Origin of the sequence: uncultured Friedmanniella sp. (assembly GCF_964244005.1) — a bacterium.
Lineage (GTDB): Bacteria > Actinomycetota > Actinomycetes > Propionibacteriales > Propionibacteriaceae > Microlunatus.
The window spans coordinates 116,916-132,934 of record NZ_CAXTHG010000007.1 but is presented as its reverse complement, the minus strand read 5'-3'; the positions used below and the strand labels follow the sequence as shown (position 1 = coordinate 132,934).

General features: G+C 70.3%; 17 protein-coding genes, 3 tRNA genes and 1 pseudogene. 12 read left to right on the top strand and 9 right to left on the bottom strand.

All coding sequences use genetic code 11. The features are described 5' to 3' along the window. Nucleotides 1-12: 12 nt before the first annotated feature. Genes cysT through ACFE76_RS06550 form a run of 3 tightly spaced genes read left to right on the top strand, consistent with a single transcriptional unit; the run spans nt 13 to nt 2,705 of the window. Nucleotides 13-873, top strand: a complete 861-nt coding sequence (gene cysT, locus ACFE76_RS06560; protein WP_375430936.1) for a sulfate ABC transporter permease subunit CysT — start codon at nt 13-15, stop codon at nt 871-873. Further along, nucleotides 866-1,699 (top strand): sulfate ABC transporter permease, encoded by an 834-nt coding sequence (locus ACFE76_RS06555; protein ID WP_375430935.1) that lies wholly within the window; start codon nt 866-868, stop codon nt 1,697-1,699. Before cysT ends, ACFE76_RS06555 begins: the two co-directional genes overlap by 8 nt. A 22-nt stretch (nt 1,700-1,721) precedes the next feature. After that, nucleotides 1,722-2,705 (top strand): sulfate/molybdate ABC transporter ATP-binding protein, encoded by a 984-nt coding sequence (locus ACFE76_RS06550; protein WP_375430934.1) that lies wholly within the window; start codon nt 1,722-1,724, stop codon nt 2,703-2,705. Nucleotides 2,706-2,951: 246 nt separating this feature from the next. Here the strand turns inward: ACFE76_RS06550 and ACFE76_RS06545 are convergent, their stop codons facing one another. Both ACFE76_RS06545 and ACFE76_RS06540 read right to left on the bottom strand, forming a co-directional pair. Next, entirely contained in the window at nt 2,952-3,242 is a 291-nt protein-coding gene (locus ACFE76_RS06545) for a hypothetical protein (RefSeq protein WP_375430933.1), read from the bottom strand. A gap of 12 nt (nt 3,243-3,254) precedes the next feature. Then, on the bottom strand, nt 3,255-3,755 hold the full coding sequence (locus ACFE76_RS06540) for a DUF4395 domain-containing protein (protein WP_375430932.1): 501 nt from the start codon (nt 3,753-3,755) through the stop codon (nt 3,255-3,257). A 171-nt stretch (nt 3,756-3,926) separates the two neighbouring features. On the opposite strand from ACFE76_RS06540, the gene ACFE76_RS06535 reads away from it, so the two are divergent. Beyond that, nucleotides 3,927-5,024 carry a fatty acid desaturase family protein gene (locus ACFE76_RS06535; protein WP_375430931.1) on the top strand — a complete coding sequence of 366 codons (1,098 nt, stop codon included), beginning with the start codon at nt 3,927-3,929 and terminating at the stop codon, nt 5,022-5,024. A 49-nt stretch (nt 5,025-5,073) separates the two neighbouring features. Here the strand turns inward: ACFE76_RS06535 and ACFE76_RS06530 are convergent, their stop codons facing one another. Next, complete coding sequence (locus ACFE76_RS06530; RefSeq protein WP_375430930.1) at nt 5,074-5,979, bottom strand: class I SAM-dependent methyltransferase; 906 nt, start codon at nt 5,977-5,979, stop codon at nt 5,074-5,076. A gap of 202 nt (nt 5,980-6,181) precedes the next feature. On the opposite strand from ACFE76_RS06530, the gene ACFE76_RS06525 reads away from it, so the two are divergent. Beyond that, nucleotides 6,182-7,666, top strand: a complete 1,485-nt coding sequence (locus ACFE76_RS06525; RefSeq protein ID WP_375430929.1) for an exo-alpha-sialidase — start codon at nt 6,182-6,184, stop codon at nt 7,664-7,666. 16 nt (nt 7,667-7,682) lie between these two features. On the opposite strand, the gene ACFE76_RS06520 is transcribed toward ACFE76_RS06525, so the two are convergent. Beyond that, nucleotides 7,683-9,461 (bottom strand): hypothetical protein, encoded by a 1,779-nt coding sequence (locus ACFE76_RS06520; protein ID WP_375430928.1) that lies wholly within the window; start codon nt 9,459-9,461, stop codon nt 7,683-7,685. A 176-nt stretch (nt 9,462-9,637) separates the two neighbouring features. Here ACFE76_RS06520 and ACFE76_RS06515 point away from each other — a divergent pair, with 176 nt between their 5' ends. Continuing rightward, on the top strand, nt 9,638-9,868 hold the full coding sequence (locus ACFE76_RS06515; RefSeq protein WP_375430927.1) for a hypothetical protein: 231 nt from the start codon (nt 9,638-9,640) through the stop codon (nt 9,866-9,868). A gap of 307 nt (nt 9,869-10,175) precedes the next feature. Next, a pseudogene (locus tag ACFE76_RS06510) lies at nt 10,176-10,367 on the top strand (CHAD domain-containing protein); the annotation flags it as partial. 128 nt (nt 10,368-10,495) lie between these two features. Here ACFE76_RS06510 and ACFE76_RS06505 read toward each other — a convergent pair. Further along, nucleotides 10,496-10,571, bottom strand: a tRNA-Arg gene (locus ACFE76_RS06505). 118 nt (nt 10,572-10,689) lie between these two features. Between ACFE76_RS06505 and ACFE76_RS06500 the strand changes: the two genes are divergently transcribed. Further along, nucleotides 10,690-10,926: a type II toxin-antitoxin system Phd/YefM family antitoxin gene (locus ACFE76_RS06500; RefSeq protein WP_375430926.1), complete on the top strand. Its 237-nt coding sequence runs from the start codon at nt 10,690-10,692 to the stop codon at nt 10,924-10,926. A gap of 35 nt (nt 10,927-10,961) precedes the next feature. After that, the gene (locus ACFE76_RS06495) at nt 10,962-11,336 is read left to right on the top strand and encodes a PIN domain-containing protein (protein ID WP_375430925.1); all 375 of its coding nucleotides are present in this window, start codon (nt 10,962-10,964) and stop codon (nt 11,334-11,336) included. A gap of 60 nt (nt 11,337-11,396) precedes the next feature. Here ACFE76_RS06495 and ACFE76_RS06490 read toward each other — a convergent pair. Further along, a tRNA-Ser gene (locus ACFE76_RS06490) sits at nt 11,397-11,490 on the bottom strand. Nucleotides 11,491-11,674: 184 nt separating this feature from the next. Between ACFE76_RS06490 and ACFE76_RS06485 the strand changes: the two genes are divergently transcribed. Continuing rightward, nucleotides 11,675-13,285 (top strand): LCP family protein, encoded by a 1,611-nt coding sequence (locus ACFE76_RS06485; protein WP_375430924.1) that lies wholly within the window; start codon nt 11,675-11,677, stop codon nt 13,283-13,285. A gap of 26 nt (nt 13,286-13,311) precedes the next feature. Here the strand turns inward: ACFE76_RS06485 and ACFE76_RS06480 are convergent, their stop codons facing one another. Further along, entirely contained in the window at nt 13,312-13,809 is a 498-nt protein-coding gene (locus tag ACFE76_RS06480) for a hypothetical protein (RefSeq protein WP_375430923.1), read from the bottom strand. 461 nt (nt 13,810-14,270) lie between these two features. Here ACFE76_RS06480 and ACFE76_RS06475 point away from each other — a divergent pair, with 461 nt between their 5' ends. Further along, a complete protein-coding gene (locus tag ACFE76_RS06475) occupies nt 14,271-14,501 on the top strand; it encodes a hypothetical protein (protein WP_375430922.1) in 231 nt (76 codons plus the stop codon). A gap of 15 nt (nt 14,502-14,516) precedes the next feature. On the opposite strand, the gene ACFE76_RS06470 is transcribed toward ACFE76_RS06475, so the two are convergent. Then, nucleotides 14,517-14,603, bottom strand: a tRNA-Ser gene (locus ACFE76_RS06470). A gap of 77 nt (nt 14,604-14,680) precedes the next feature. On the opposite strand from ACFE76_RS06470, the gene ACFE76_RS06465 reads away from it, so the two are divergent. After that, nucleotides 14,681-15,643, top strand: coding sequence for an NAD(P)H-quinone oxidoreductase (locus tag ACFE76_RS06465; protein WP_375430963.1), 963 nt, complete (start codon nt 14,681-14,683; stop codon nt 15,641-15,643). A 3-nt stretch (nt 15,644-15,646) separates the two neighbouring features. On the opposite strand, the gene ACFE76_RS06460 is transcribed toward ACFE76_RS06465, so the two are convergent. After that, nucleotides 15,647-15,898, bottom strand: coding sequence for a zinc-ribbon domain-containing protein (locus ACFE76_RS06460; protein WP_375430921.1), 252 nt, complete (start codon nt 15,896-15,898; stop codon nt 15,647-15,649). Nucleotides 15,899-16,019 lie beyond the last annotated feature (121 nt).

Sequence of the window (16,019 nt, the reverse complement as noted above, 5' to 3'; positions counted from 1 at the left end):
GGACACGGTCTCGTGAGTGCGCCAGCCCTGACCTCGACCCCGGCCCCTGCCGCTGGCCGACCGAAGGCCTCCGCGCCCCAGGGCGTCCTCCGGCTGGGCGCGGGCTCGGGGTTGGCGCTGGGCCTGTCGGTGCTCTGGCTGAGTGTGCTGGTGCTGCTGCCGCTGGTCGCGGTCCTGGTCGCCTCGACGACGGACGGGCTGAGCGGATTCGTCGACACCGTCACCAGCCCGGCCGTCGCGGCGGCGATCCGGCTCACGGTGGCCACCGCGGCTGCGGCGACCGTGGTCAACACGTTGATGGGGACCCTGGTCGCCTGGGTGCTGGTGCGGGACCGCTTCTGGGGCCGCTCGCTGCTCAGCCTCGTGATCGACGTCCCGTTCGCCCTGCCCACCATCGTGGCCGGGCTGGTGCTGATCGCCCTGTACGGCAACAAGAGCCCGTTCGGGATCGTGCTCGCCCAGACCCGCTGGTCGATCTTCGTCGCTCTGCTGTTCGTCACGCTGCCCTTCGTGGTGCGTGCCGTCCAGCCGGTGCTCGAGGAGCTCGAGCGGGACGTTGAGGAGGCCGGCGCCTCGCTGGGGGCCAGCCGGTTCACGATCTTCCGTCGGCTGATCCTGCCCAACATCGCCCCGGCGATGGCGGCCGGCGCCGCGCTGTCCTTCGCCCGTGGGCTTGGCGAGTACGGCTCGGTCGTGCTGATCTCCGGCAGCCTGCCGCGGCGTACGGAGGTGGCCAGCGCCCGGATGCTGGGTCAGATCGAGAACGACAACCTCGCCGGCGCCTCGGCGGTCGCGACCGTCCTGCTGGTCGTCGCCCTCGTGGTGATCATCAGCCTCGGCGTCGTCCAGCGACGGACGGCTCGTCGTGGCTGAGAGCGGAGCGGCCACGGCTCGGCGCACCGGCACCCGCTGGGGGCTGCGGCTGGTGGCCGTGGCCTACGTCCTGGTGCTCGTCGTGCTGCCCCTGGTGGTGATGGTGGGCCGGACGTTCGAGGACGGCGTCGGCGACTTCGTCGACTCGATCACCTCACCCGAAGCGGTGGCCGCGGTCTCACTGTCGCTGCGGGTGGCCGTGATCGCGGTCGTGGTCAACACCGTCTTCGGTCTGACCGTCGCCCTGCTGATCACCCGCTACCGGTTCGCCGGCCGGACGGTCCTGAACGCTCTGATCGACCTGCCGGTCTCGGTCTCCCCCGTCATCGCCGGCCTCGCGCTGATCCTCGTCTACGGCAAGAACGGCTGGTTCGGCGGCGCGCTCTCGACGCTCGGGGTGCAGGTCATCTACTCCGAGCCCGGCATCGTGCTGGCGACCTGCTTCGTGTCGCTACCCCTGGTGGTGCGCGAGCTGATCCCCGTGCTCGAGGAGATCGGGCTCGAGCAGGAACAGGCGGGCCGCGCGCTGGGCGCGACAGCGTGGCAGCGGCTCTGGCGGCTGACCCTGCCGAGCGTGCGCTGGGCCCTGGCGTACGGGGTGGTGCTCAGCCTGGCGCGGGCGCTCGGTGAGTTCGGGGCCGTCCGCGTCGTCGCCGGCAACGTGCTCGGCTCCACCCAGACCATGCCGCTGCTGGCCGCGCAGCGCTACGCCGACCTCGACGAGAACGGCGCATACGCCATCAGCTTCGTGATGGTGGCGATCGCCATCCTCTGCATCGTCATCGTCGCCGTGCTGCGGCCCCGCGCCGACCCCGACCACCGCTGAACCTCCTCGAAGGAGCACCGCCATGGGCATCCAGGCCTTGAACATCTCCAAGCGCTTCGGCAGCTTTGTGGCGCTCGACGACGTGACCGTCGACGTCCGTAGCGGCCAGCTGACGGCCCTGCTCGGGCCGAGTGGCGGCGGCAAGTCGACGCTGCTGAGGGTGATCGCGGGGCTCGACTCCGCCGACTCGGGCACCGTCCGGATCGAGGGCGAGGACGCCACCCGGCTGCCGCCGCAACAGCGCGGCGTCGGTTTCGTCTTCCAGCACTACGCGGCGTTCAAGCACCTCAGCGTCTTTCGCAACGTGGCCTTCGGGCTCGAGGTCCGGCACCGCCCCAAGGCCGAGGTCCGTCGTCGGGTCTACGAGATGCTCGAGCTCGTCCACCTCGACCAGTTCGCCGACCGGCTGCCCGCGCAGCTCTCCGGCGGACAGCGGCAGCGGATGGCGCTCGCCCGAGCGCTGGCCGCGGAACCGAAGGTGCTGCTGCTCGACGAGCCCTTCGGGGCGCTGGACGCCAAGGTCCGCAAGGAGCTGCGCGACTGGCTGCGCCGGCTGCACGACGAGGTGCACGTGACCACGATCTTCGTCACCCACGACCAGGAGGAGGCCCTCGAGGTCGCCGACGAGCTGGTCGTGATCAATGCCGGCCGGGTCGAGCAGGTGGGCAGCCCGAACGACCTCTACGACCGGCCCGCGAACGAGTTCGTGATGGAGTTCCTCGGCCCGATCACCCGGCTGGACGGGCTGCTGGTCCGGCCGCACGACATCGACGTCTTCGACAGCGAACGCCCGGGCACCGTGGCGGCCGAGGTCCAGCGGCTGCAGCGGATCGGGTTCGAGGTGCGCGCCGACCTGCGCAGCGCCGACTCGGCCTTCTGGGTGCAGCTGACCCCCGGCCAGGTCGACGCCCTGGAGCTCGTCGCCGGCTCGCGGGTGTGGGTGCGGCCCACCCGGGGCGCGGCCACGATCGCCCCGCCGACCAGCCTGCCGGTACCGGTGGCCTGACTCGGTCGCGCGAATCATCGAGTAGACCTAAGCCGCGACTATGCGGCTCAAGTCTTCTCAGTCTTTTTCGCCAGCCGCCGGGACGGCCTTCACGCAGTTCCAGCCCTCAACGTGGTGGTTCGACGAGTACCCGACACCGCGCCAGAGCCTGGTGAAAGCGGACGAAGGCCTTGGCGCTCAGCGTCAGCAGATCTAGCACAACCCTTGGTCGAGTCTCGTGACCCGCTCACGGATTGCGGGAAAGCGTCACTCCGGATCGGCGTGTCGGATGTCGGTTCTCAGCAGTTCGTCGGGCTCGCCGCCAGGCGGGCTGCCCGGTCCGGCGCCGACGTCGTAGAATCCATCCGGTCCGAGCGCCGCGGTCTCGAGGCTGGACGCCAGCAGTTCGCTCAACTGACGGGCCGGTGGCAGCCTCAGCTTTCTGCGGTCACCGAAGCTGGCGGCGTAGGTCTCGTTGGCGGCCAGGACTTCATCGAGACGGGCATCAGGTTCTCCCAGAGTGGTCCGGATATTTCCTAGCGCCAGTATAGGGAACACGGCAAAGTGCGGTCAGGCGGGCGAGCGGCCGTAGCGGGTCCAGACCGACGCACACTCCTCGCAGACCTCGGGACTGATCAGGCCGGCCCGCATCAGCTGCCCGAACACCCAGCAGCCGGCGCAGAAGCCGAGCACCGACTCGAGCAGGGCGAACAGCAGCAGCACCACCAGCAGCCCGTTGGCCAGCACGACGTACCCCAGACCGAGCCCGAGCACGGCGGCCGCCGACGTGAGGACGAGGCCGATCAGCTGCGCGAAACGCTTCGGCGGGCCCGGGACGAATCGCGGCATCCCGAGCCGGGGAGCCACCACCCCGGTCGCCAGCCGGCCGAGCAGGCTGAAGCGGGGACCGGCCAGCGCGCGAGCGGCAAACCCGAGCACCAGCAGCAGGACCAGGGCATGGACGCCGCTGAGCAGGGTCACGATGGTCAGCAGCGCAACTCCGCCCGCCACCACCCGCGCGGCCAGGTCGTTGACCGGGTTCGGGAACGTCGCCCACGTCGGCAGTGCCATGCTCGCGACCGTAGCGCGGGGGGGTCGACAGCGTTCCCCTGTCCGCCTCCTGGGACGGTAGGCAACCGGCGGACGTTCGTTATTGGTCCCCACCCCCGCCTACACTGGCGTTACCTGTTCCTGAGCTTCCAGCCCGGCGCCTCGTCGCGGACCGGTAGGAAGCATGGATCCTTGTCCTCGTTCAGCACACCCATCCGCACCCCCGGAGCCGCCTCGGCTCAAGGTAGCGGCCACAAGATCACCCACACCTACACTGCACTCGCCCAGGCTTCCCGCGAGCTCGGTCTGCAGGGACGGACGCGCTGGTTCTACGCGCTGGTCTTCGCTGGCCTGATGCTTGCCCTGGGTGGCGCGGTCACCGGCCTGATCCTGCTGGACAGCTCCTGGCTGCAGCTGCTGATCGCCGCCGCGCTGGGCCTGATCTTCACCCAGTTCGCCTTCCTCGGTCATGAGGCGTCACACCGTCAGGTGCTGGCGTCCGGTCCCGCGAACGACCGGGTGGGCCGCATCCTCTCCACCCTCTTCGTCGGCATCAGCTACGCGTGGTGGATGAACAAGCACAGCCGGCACCACGCCAACCCCAACAAGCTCGGCAAGGACCCCGACATCGAGATCGACACGATCTCCTTCGTCGAAGAGGACGCGGCCAGCCGGACCGGCGTGATGGCGTGGTTCACCCGTCGCCAGGGCTGGTTCTTCTTCCCGCTGCTGCTGCTCGAGGGCATCAACCTGCACATCCACTCCTTCCGCGGGCTGTTCCGCCGCGGCAAGGTCGAGGGTCGCTGGTTCGAGCTGGGGCTGATCAGCGGCCGCTTCGCGATCTACCTGACGATCCTGTTCTGGCTGCTGCCGCTGGGGATGGCGTTCGCCTTCCTCGGCGTCCAGCTCGCGGTGTTCGGCCTCTACATGGGGGCGTCCTTCGCGCCCAACCACGTCGGCATGCCGATCGTGCCGCGCGACGCGAAGCTCGACTTTCTCGACAAGCAGGTCCGCACCTCCCGCAACGTGTCCGGCGGCTGGTGGGCGACCGTGCTGATGGGCGGTCTGAACTACCAGATCGAGCACCACCTCTTCCCGAGCATGCCCCGGCCGCACCTGGCCAAGGCCCGGCTGCTGGTCCGCGAGCACTGCCGCGCACAGGACGTCCCGTACACCGAGACCTCGCTGATCAGCGCCTGGGGCATCGTCATCCGCTACCTGAACGGGGTCGGGCTCTTCGCCCGCGACTCGTTCCAGTGCGCCATGGTCGGCGAGCTCCGGGGTCGCTGACCCCTCCGGGTCGCTACGGCAGGTCCCGACGAACTTCCGGGAACGACCACTATCGCCGACCGGGGGAGAGCGTACGGACGCGGCGCCGCAGGCTGCGGGACAGGCGTTGCAGGTCGGTGGGCGGCGGGTGCGCCAGGGTGCGGCTGACCGCGTCGAGGCGGCTGGACAGGTCGAGGACCTGCTGGGTCAGCTCGTCCAACGTCGTCGCCAAGCCTGCTTGCGCGGCCTCGACCCGCGACGTCGACGCGGCGATCCGGTTCTCCGCCCGCCGCGCGATGGTCGGCGCCTCCTGCTCGAGGAGCCGGGGGCTCGTCACGACACCCTGGGTGTCCATCCGCAGGAAGCGGGCCAACGGGTGGTCGCCGGCCTTGAAGGTCGTCACCGGCGACCCCGGCCCCTTGCGGCCGACATGGTAGACCGCCCAGTGCTCGCGCCAGCCGCCCAGGTGGTCGACCGGGACCGAGTCCATCCCGCTGCCCCAGAAACCGGGCTGGTCGGCCCGTCGGTCGCTGAGGTCGTACCCCTTCTCCAGCAGCTCGAGGCCGCCGAAGAGGAACTCGAGGCACTCGGCCGAATAGCGCCAGTAGTCGATCGGGCAGGGGTGGTTCCGCCACGAGAACAGCGTCCAGGTGATCGCGATCCCCCCGGGCTTCAGGATCCGGCTGATCTCCTCGGCCGCGAGCCAGGGCCGGTCGATGTGCTCGAACACGTCAGAGGAGAAGACGACGTCGAAGGACTCGTCGGGGATGGTGGCCCGGCAGTCGGTGATATCGGCGATGATCGTGTCCGGGATGTCGGACGCCGCGAGGTTGAGGTCGTGGTAGGCGAACCGCGGGGCCGGAAACTCTGCCACCGCACACTTGGCCAGTCGGTGCCCACCGATCTCCAGGACGTCGCCGTGCAGGTCGAGCTCGTTGACGTAGTGCTGGATCAACGCCCGGGTGGTCGGTCGCATCAGCGTTCCTCTCGTGCCTCTAGGCGGGATGGTGCTGCCGCATCTTGCCGCGACGCAGGTACGGGCAGACCGGGCGCGGGTAACGAGCCGACGACCGCGCGGCAAACGCTGGGCGACAACCTCAGACCGTCGGCGGGGCGCGGTGTTCTCGCCTACGCTGTGCGCAGGCTCGGGGCCCGTTCGACCCCTGAGGATCACTTCCATGGCTCCGTCCCGCGCCGCGCACCCGTACCTCCCATCGCGCCGGCTGGCGGCCCTGGTCGCCGCGTCAGTGGCCCCGTTCCTCCTCGTTCCTGTTGCTCCGGCAGCGCAGGCCGCTACGGGGCTCTGCACGGGGACGCCCTTCCTCACCTCGGTGTCCAAGCGGGTCGTCTACCGCATCCCCGCCCTGGTCGCCACCCCGCGCGGCACGCTCGTCGCGTTCGCCGAACGTCGACGGAGCACCGCGCCCGAGAGCGACCACGCTGACAACGAGGTCGTGGTAGCCCGGTCGACCGACCGCGGCTGCCACTGGAGCGCGCCTCGCGTCATCGCCGACTCGGGGACCGACACGGTGGGCAACCCGGTGCCGGTGGTGGACACCACGACGGGCACCGTGCTGCTGTTCACGGCCGACCGTCCGCAGCAGGGCGCGCGCGGCGGCGGCCTGCACGTGCAGCGGAGCACCGACGACGGGCTCACCTTCACCCGCTACAGCGAGGCGCGGATCACCCTCGCACGCAACCCCGGCCGCTCCGGGGGACTGACCGGTCCGGGACACGCCATCCAGCTGCAGTCGCCGAACAGTCCACACCGCGGCCGGCTCGTGGTGCCGCTTGGCTACAAGTCGGGTGACCGCTACGGCACGTACGGGCTGATCAGCGACGACCACGGGGCTCACTGGCGGGCCGGCTACGACGTCCTGACCGGCGACGCCCGGATCGAGGGGACCGTCGCGGAGCTGCCTGACGGTCGGTTGTGGGTCAGCTACCACGCCCGCAGCGGCAAGCCGGCCGTCGGTGCCGGCCGGGTCGGCGCCTACTCCAGCGACGGCGGCCGCACCCTCGACGGCCCGTTCCGCCTCGCCGGTCTGCCGGTCGTGTCGGTGCAGGGCAGTGCCCTCGCCCTGACCGGCACCCACGCCGGCGCACTGCTGTTCTCCTCACCGGCCGGTCAGGACCTGAACCGACGGCACCAGATGGCGGTGTTCACCAGCCGGGGCAGCACGGCCGGCAGCCGGTGGAGCGCACCGTACGACGTGGAGCTCGACAGCCGACCCGCCTCCTACTCCGACCTGGTCCAGCTCGACGACGCCACGGTCGGGGTCCTCTACGAGACCGGTCGTACCTCCTGGCACGAACGGATCCGCTTCCGGAGCCTGGCGATCACCGACGTGCTCGCACCCGACCGCGTCGCCGCCGAGCTGCGCGTGACCCTGCCGAGCCGGGTCCGCACGGGTAGCGCCCCTCGCCCCACGCTCCTCGTCACCGTCCCGGGGGCGACCTCACCGGCTGGGGAGCTGCGGGTACGGCTGCGCGGCCCAGGGGTCGACCGGTCCCAGGTCCTGCCCCTGATGCCGGGCAGCAACGGACGTCGCGTTGCCAGCCTGGGCAAGCTCAGGAAGGGGACGTACCGGGTCGGGGTCCGTTACATCGGCACCGCCCGGATCGCCAGCACGTCCACAACCAAGACGATCACGGTGCGCTGACGGGCTTGCTCGAGCCTCAGCCGGGTGACCCGCGCCGACGGCAGACCAGGGTGTTCGGCTCGTCGAGCACCGGGTCGCCGCAGTCGAAGCTGGCGTCGATCGCCTGCTGCACGCGCGGGTCGGCGTTCGGCAGATCGACCCAGCCTGTCTGGATCAGGACGTACGCCGTCCCGGGATCGGCGAGGCAGTCGAGGTTCTGCTCGAACCCCTCGAGCCGGCCGGCGGGCAGGTAGCCGCTGCGCTGCAGGTAGGTGGCGGCGGCATACCGGCACCGGCTGGGGTTGCCCAGCCAGTAGCCCCGGTCGCCAAACCCGAGGTAGACCACGGTCGCCGTCGTACCGATCCGGGCGTGGATCCGGGCGGCCAGCGCCACCTCCCGGTGCCGCTGGGCCCGCAGGTTCGCCGCGGTCCGGTTCGCCGACTGGGTGTTCAACGAGTACGCGGTGCTCGGTAGCACCGACTCGACCTGACCGACCATGACCAGCAGCACCACGAACGCACCCGTCCACGCCCTGAGCTTGTCGAAGGCCCCGAAGGGGTGGCGCTCATCGCCAGCAAGAACTGGCGCCCGGCTCAGCACCGCAGCCAAGAGGCCAAGCGCAGCCACCCCGAGCCCGAGGGCGTAGGCGAGGTCGACCGCACTGAGCCCCTCCCACACCGCGCCGCTCCCGGCACGGACGCGGGTGGGGAGGCTCAGCAACGCCACGCTCGCGGCCGTGGCCGCCCCCATCAGCAGGAGGCTCACCCATGGCGGCCGTCCGCGCTGCTGCAGCACCGACCCAGCAGCCCAGCCCACCCAGCCGCCGGCCAGCACGGGCAGCGCGGCCACGTGGTAGCTGAACCACTGACCCTGCACCGCGGTGGTCGCGAGGGTGGCGGCGATGGTCGCCGCCGGGATGACGAGAGCCGCGATCCGGACCGGCCCGGCGGCGGCCCGAGCGAGCCACAGGACGGCCGCCGGCAGCAGGAGCAGGACGGGTGAGGTCAGGGTCTCGTTCAGGACCAACGTCTGCGCGCGGCACTCTACTCGTGGTGCCGCGAGGGGGGTGCACCACTCCAGGGGCTGGTCTGGTGGGTTGAGCTGCGGGATCTCGCGCAGCCAGAGCAGCTCCTGGGGGACGAGCAGCAGCTCGAGGCCGAGTACGAGGGGTAGCACCACCGCCGTCGCCACCGTCAGTCGCAGCAGCCGCCGAGGCTGCTGCCGGCAGAGCAGGGCGGCCGCGGTCCAGGCGGCGGCCGCCGTCCCGATCGTCGTCCACTTCATCAAGACGGCGGCCGTGAGCAGCGCGGCGCCGAGGAGAGCGAGGAACCACTCGCCGCGCCGCGAGCGGGGGCGCTGACCGACGACGGCGACGGCGGCGATCCCGAACACCACGGCGTACCACTCCGGCTGCATCAGGCTTCGCGGCGGCGCCCAGACCAGGCCGACGAGCAGCCCGCCGCACAGCCCCGTCGCCGCCAGCCGCCCGATCCGTGACACCAGCGGCGGATGCAGGGCGCCGACCGCTACCGCGGCCATCAGTGAGCTCCACGCGAGCAGCTGCTGCTCCCGGTACGGACCCCTGGTGAGGTGGTCGAGCCCCGCCATCAGCACCCGATTCAGCAGCGGCCGGTGCGTCCAGACCTGCCAGGACGGCCACCCGGCGGCCGCGGTGACCCGCTCGACCCCCAGTGTGTACCGGACGTCGCCCCACAGCTCGAAGCTCGGCAGCCGCAATGCCGCCAGCGCCAGGGCGGCGCCGACCCAGACCAGCAGCGACCGTACGCGCCAGCCGGTGACCGGCGCCTCGTTCATGCCCTCTTCTATGGAGGTCCGATCCGACAGCGGTCGCAACGGTGCATGACGAGTCGGGAACGGCCGAGTGAACAGTGGGTACTGGCCGACAGCCTCAGGTCGGTCTTCTCGGGGGACCATCCTCACCGGCGCGCCGGCCACGAGTTGCGGGGCACTTTTCAGACGAAGGACAACAGGTGAACGACCGCAGGGCCGTGGACACCGACCGGAACCTACCGGTCGTGTTCGAGGTCGACAGCACCTTTCCGCTTCCGGTCATGGATGACCTGGCTCGCACCGAAGGCCGCTGGACGACCGCGGAAGAGGAGTTCGAGGACGTCTACCTCGACACTCCGTCGAGCCACCTCGCCCAGTTCGGGATCACCCTGCGGTACCGCGAACGGGCCCCGGCACTGGCTGGTCCTTGATCAGCGCGGACGGCGACGACCAACGAACGATCGAGAACACCTCGACCTCCGACACCCCTCCTGAGGTGCTGCGTCGCCTCGTCACCGGTGTTTGCGCTGACGAAGAGCTGACCCTCGTCGACCAGGCGTACCGTCCACACGCTGACCCAAGCGGACGACGCACCGCTCCTCGACCCGTACGACGACCGTTTGTCCGGGGTAGCGGCGGGTCAGACGGCCAGAACCAGCGCGTGGCGAGAGGTGACGGTTACGCTCCGGACCGCTGGCCGCCGCCGCCGGCTACGGCGGTCGGTGACGGAGCGGCTGAGTGCCGGCGGAGCACGCCGCTCTCGACACCGTGGGCGGGCTGGTCTGGGCCTATCTCGCGGACCAGTGTCGGGAGATCGTCCGGTGCGACATCGGTCTGCGGCAGGACGAGCCGCTCGTGCACAATGCCCGGGTGGCGATCCGGGGGCTGCGCAGCACCGTACGGGTGTTCGCGGCCCTCTTCCGACCTGACGAGGTCTCCACGGGCCGACGATCTCCAACGCGCGGTTCGGGACGACTCCGCTCAGCAGTGGGCCAAGAACAAGCGTCAAGCCGCCTGCGGCGTGGGCAGCCCGGTCAGTCGATCCAGCCGGGCTGGGGTGGCGCACCTGGAGAGACTCGAACTCCCAACCTTCTGATCCGTAGTCAGATGCTCTATCCGTTGAGCTACAGGTGCCAGTCGTCCGACGAAGCCGGACAACGGTCCACCATCATAGCGGCCGGCTGAGAGACAGGCGAACCCGTTGCCGACGAGGCATCCCGTGCAGATGTCTCACGCGTGATACATTCCCCGCGTGAGCGATGCTTCGGTGCGAGAACTGCGTAACCAGGGTGGCCACGTCCTGGATCGAGTGCTGGCCGGGGAGCAGGTGACCATCACTCGTGACGGCGAGCCGGTGGCGCAGCTCATTCCCTTGCGTCGCAAACCTCTCTCGGCCGCGGCGCTGGTCGAACGGTTTCGAGCGTTGCCACCGATCGACCCAACGACCTTCCGCCGTGACGTCGACTCGATGATCGACCAATCGTTGTGACGACCACCCGCGCCGGCATCCTCGACACCAACGCCGTGATCCTGCTCGACGCCCTCGCTCCGGAGCACCTTCCGGTCGAGCCGGTCATCACTGCCGTCACTCTGGCCGAGCTCTCGGTCGGGGCGTTGGTGACCGACGACCCGGCGGAACGAGCCGCCCGTCAGGTGCGCCTGCAGGAGGCCGAGAGCAGCTTCGACGCCTTGGCCTTCGACGCGGCCGCCGCCCGTGCCTACGGCCGAGTTGCGGCGGACCTTCGTCGGTCAGGGCGGCGAGTCAGCGCGCGAGCCTTTGACGCCCTGATCGCCGCTACGGCCCTGGCTCACGATCTCCCGGTGTACACATGCAACCCTCGGGATTTCTCGTCCATCGATGGCCTCACCGTCGTCACGCTTCCCCACCCTGACGCCTGATCTCGCGGCCGGTGAAACACGACACCGCCCTGACTCAGCGGAGTCGGGGCGGTGTCGAGGTGGCGGAGGCGGCGAGATTTGAACTCGCGATGGGCTTTAAGACCCAAACCCGCTTAGCAGGCGGGCGCCATAGACCGGACTAGGCGACGCCTCCCAACCTGAACGCCCGCGAACGAGCGCTGGGCAAGACTACCGACGCGGGTCATCCCGAGCAAAAACGAAAACGCGCGCCGTCGCGCGATCGAGTCCGGAATGTGCCGCTGACCTGGCCGGGGACGTACAGTGGGGCCACCTCGTCCCTCCTCGACCCCTGTGTCGCCGCCTCTCGTGGGAGCTCCATGTCCGACCAGCCGCCCGACGAGACGCAGGCGAACGCCGGCGAACCGGACGGCGGTTGGACGTGGGACCTGACCGAGCGGTCGGGCGCGACGGCATTGGCGACGAACCGCAGCTTTCGCAGCACGGCACTGCTGACGGTGGCCGGCACGGTCTTGCCGGGCCTCGGGCTGATCCTGGCTCGGCGTCGGGTCGTCGGCAGCATCATCCTCGGCGTCTTCGCTGTCGCGGCCATCAGCCTCGGGATCTGGGCGCTGACGGACACCCAAGGCTTCCTCGGCCAGTTCGTCCGGCCGGCAGTGCTGATGCGGCTGACCGTGGCCCTGGTCGTCGTCGCCGTGGTCTGGGTGGGCGTCGTGGTGGCCAGCCACCTCAGCCTGCGCGGGCGTCCGAGCCGTCGGCACCGGGTCTTGGGGGGTCTGCTGGTCGGCGTACTGGCCTTCGCTGTGGCCGCGCCGATGGCGGTGGCCGCGCGCTACAGCTACGACACCGCGACGTCGGTGGCCGGCACCTTCAAGAGCGAGGCGGACAGCAAGAGCGCCACCCGACCCACGCTCAACGCCGGCAAGCCGACCAAAGGCCAGACCGCGCCGCAGGACCCGTGGGCCGACAAGCCCCGGCTCAACGTGCTGCTGCTCGGCGGCGACGCGGGCAAGGGCCGGACCGGTACCCGCACCGACACCGTCATCCTGGCCAGTGTCGACACTCACACCGGTGACACCACGCTGTTCAGCCTGCCGCGCAACACCGCCCGGATGCCCTTCCCGAAGAAGTCGCCGCTGCACCGCTACTACCCGAACGGCTTTACCAACGGCAACGGCGAGGACCAGGAGTTCGCGCTCAACGCGTTGTACCAGAACGTCCCCGCCTCCGTGCCCAAGAACGTGCTCGGCCCGACCGACGACCTGGGGGCTGACGTCCTCAAGATCTCGGTCGGCGAGGCCCTCGGTCTGGAGGTCGACTACTACGCCCTGATCGACCTGAAGGGCTTCAGCACCTTGGTCGACGCGCTCGGCGGTATCCGGCTGAACGTCAACTCCTACATCCCGATCGGTGGCAACACCGACCTGCACATCCCACCGTCGGAGTTCCTGCACCCCGGCGCCAACCAGAAGCTGGACGGCCGCAGCGCGCTCTGGTACGCCCGGGGCCGCTACGGTGCCGACGACTTCGCCCGGATGGACCGGCAGCGGTGCGTGATCAACGCGATGATCAAGCAAGCGAGCCCCGCCACCCTGCTCTCCCGCTACGAGGACATCGCGAAGGCCGGCAAGGAGATCGTGCAGACCGACGTGCCGCAGGAGGTGCTGCCGCTGATGGTGGACCTCGGGCTGCGGGTCAAGGACGGCAACGTCCGCAGCATCGTGTTCAAGAACGGCGTCGACGGCTTCTTCAGCTCCAATCCCGACTTCCCGGAGATGCGACAGCGGGTCAAGGTCGCCCTCGGGGAGGCCGCCAAGCCGCCGAGCACCAAGAAGAGCAAGAAGAGCTCCGGCTCGAGCTCGGGCAGCAGCTCGGGCACCAGCTCGAAGACAGCCGAGAGCGAGGACGTCGACGACACCTGCGCCTTCAACCCCGAGATGGCGGCGACGGCCACCCCGTACCGGGGCTGACCTCTGCCGCTTTCCGGACCGCGCGCTCAGACCAGGTCAGGCGACGGGTCGGGCAGGTCGCGGTAGCCGCGGTTGCCGTCCAACCGCTGCCGCACCTGGTCGACCAGAGCGTTGAACACCGGGTTGTCGGGGCGACGCGGGTTGACCAGCACCAGACTGGTCGTCCGCTCGCCGGTGATCAGGCTGAGCCGCGGGTGCGCCAGGCTGACCTCCGTCACCTCGCGCCAGGACACCGACCGCTCCTGCCGTCGGTGGACGACCGTGATCGCCGTTGCGTCCAGGCACACCTCGGTGCGGAGCCGGGCCGCCAGCACCAGCGCGGCCACCGCCAGCGCGACACCCAGCACCAAGAGCAGCACGGCCAGTCCCGCGAGGGCGACCGGCAGATCGAGGCTGCCCCACAGCACCAGCAGCACTGCGGCGACGACGACCGTGCCGGCAGCGATGGCCAGCGGCCGTACGGGTGGCGGTGCGTTCAGCGTGAACCGCTGCGCGGGCACCTGGGCCGTGCTCGCTTCGCTCACCCCCGAACCCTAGTGCCGCGAGGCTGACGACCGCGTACCAGCGGATTCCGGGCGCTCACGGCCATGTGTTCAGCCAGACCTGAGATTCGGGGGCAGTCGAGGCGATCTTCGGCCAACCTTGAGATCCGTCGGTCCCTGGACACGGCGGCCCCTGAGGTCGGACCGGCAGTCTCTGTCCTGCCCCCGGCGCCAGCTCTCACCGAGCAGGCGCCGGGGTGCCCCTCCCAAGACACACCGAGCCTTGGCCCCCAGGATCACCGACCACCATGACCGGCACCCCACGCCGCCGCACCCGCCGGATGGCGAAGCTGTCGCCGGCGACCATCCCGCTGGCCTGATCGTCTCCGGTCTCGTCGTCTCGCAGGCCTCCTCCTCGGCCTGCTCGGTCAGCACCGCCGACCTGGCCGGCTACCTGAACCTCACCCGTCACCCAGGGCACCGGCGGCTCGTTCGGCTCCTGCATGGGCTTGGTACCGCTGGCCAGCAGGTCCGACCTGGACAACGGCACGTTCCTGGGCTTCGGCACGGCCTATCCGAGCTACGGCAGCGGACTCGGCGCCTGGAACCCGAGGGGTACGGCTGAGGAGACCCGCACCTTCAGGATCACCTACGCCCTAGACCACGCAGCCTCGAACAGCACCCAGGGCGGCACCGCCTCTGGCGCCTTCGTCTGGGAGACGCAGACCAGCTGATCGGGTTGACGCAGGCGGCGAGGGTGGGATTCGAACCCACGGAACGGTCTCCCGCTCGGGCGCTTTCAAGGCGCCTGCACTAGTCCACTATGCGACCTCGCCCGGTCGGCACCTGCTGCCGCCGGAACCCCAAGATCGTAGCCGACCAGGCCGGTGGCAGGCTCGGACGCGTGAAGGCGATGGTGGTACGGCAGCCGGGCGGACCGGAAGCGTTCGAGCTGGCGGAGCTGCCCGCTCCCGAGGCCGGCCCGGGGGAGATCCTCGTCGCGGTGACGGCGTCCGGGGTCAACCGGGCCGACCTGATGCAACGCCAGGGCGCCTACCCGCCGCCGCCGGGAGCCAGCGACATCATCGGGCTCGAGGTGTCCGGGCACGTCGCGGCGCTCGGGACCGGCGTGACCGGCTGGGAGGTCGGTCAGCCGTGCGTGGCGCTGCTCGCCGGGGGCGGGTACGCCGAGCAGGTCGCCGTACCGGCCGGACAGGTCCTGGCCCCGCCTCCCGGACTGGGTCTGGTCGAAGCGGCCGGGGTCATCGAGGTGGCCGCCACCGTGGTCTCGAACCTCGGCCTCGCGCAGCTCATCACCGGTGAGGTCTTCCTGGTGCACGGCGGCTCCGGCGGGATCGGCTCGTTCGCCATCCAGTACGCGCGGCACCTGGGCGCGACCGTGGTGGCGACGGCCGGCAGTACGGACAAGCTCGACTACTGCCGCTCGATCGGCGCCCACCACGCGCTGTCCTACCGCGACGACTGGGTGGCGCAGCTGCGCGAGCTGGCCCCGCAAGGCGTCGACGTCATCCTCGACAACATGGGCGCGAAGTACCTCGGTGACCACCTCGGGCTGCTGGCCACCGAGGGTCGGCTGGTGGTGATCGGTCTGCAGGGCGGTACGAAGGGAACCCTCGACCTCGGCGCCCTGCTGGCCAAGCGGGCGGTTGTCCGGGCGACCACGCTACGTTCCCGACCGCCGGCCGAGAAGGCCGAGATCTGCCGTCACGTGGTCGAGCAGGTCTGGCCGCTGCTCGCCGACGGGTCGATCCAGCTCACGCCGCAGACCAGGTTCGCCCTGGCCGACGCCGCCGAGGCCCACGCGCACCTGGAGTCCGGCGACAACCTCGGCAAGGTGGTCCTGACGGTCAGCTGACCATCAGCGAAGCTCGGGCGCACCCTGAGCAGCCGCGGCTGCTTCGGCCCGGTCGGCCGGCACGTCGAGGCCGCGACCGCAGGCGGTGCAGGTGTCGTCGTAACGCGTGCTCACCGGAAAGATCGGGATGAAGAAGAGGGTGAAGCGACGCACGCGCTTCACCAGGTGGTGCGCGGCGTTGTTGCCGCAGACCTCGCAGACGTAGACCAAGGTGGCCAACAGGAACTGCTTGGTACTGAGCCCGAAGATCAACACGGGGGTACTCCTTCTCCCGCTCCGGGATCGGAGCGATGGCCAGCCTGTCACGGAGGCGGGTCGCCGAAGAAACCGTCGCCGCCGCCGAGGTATGCATAGGGTGACGCATCCGTCCATCCGC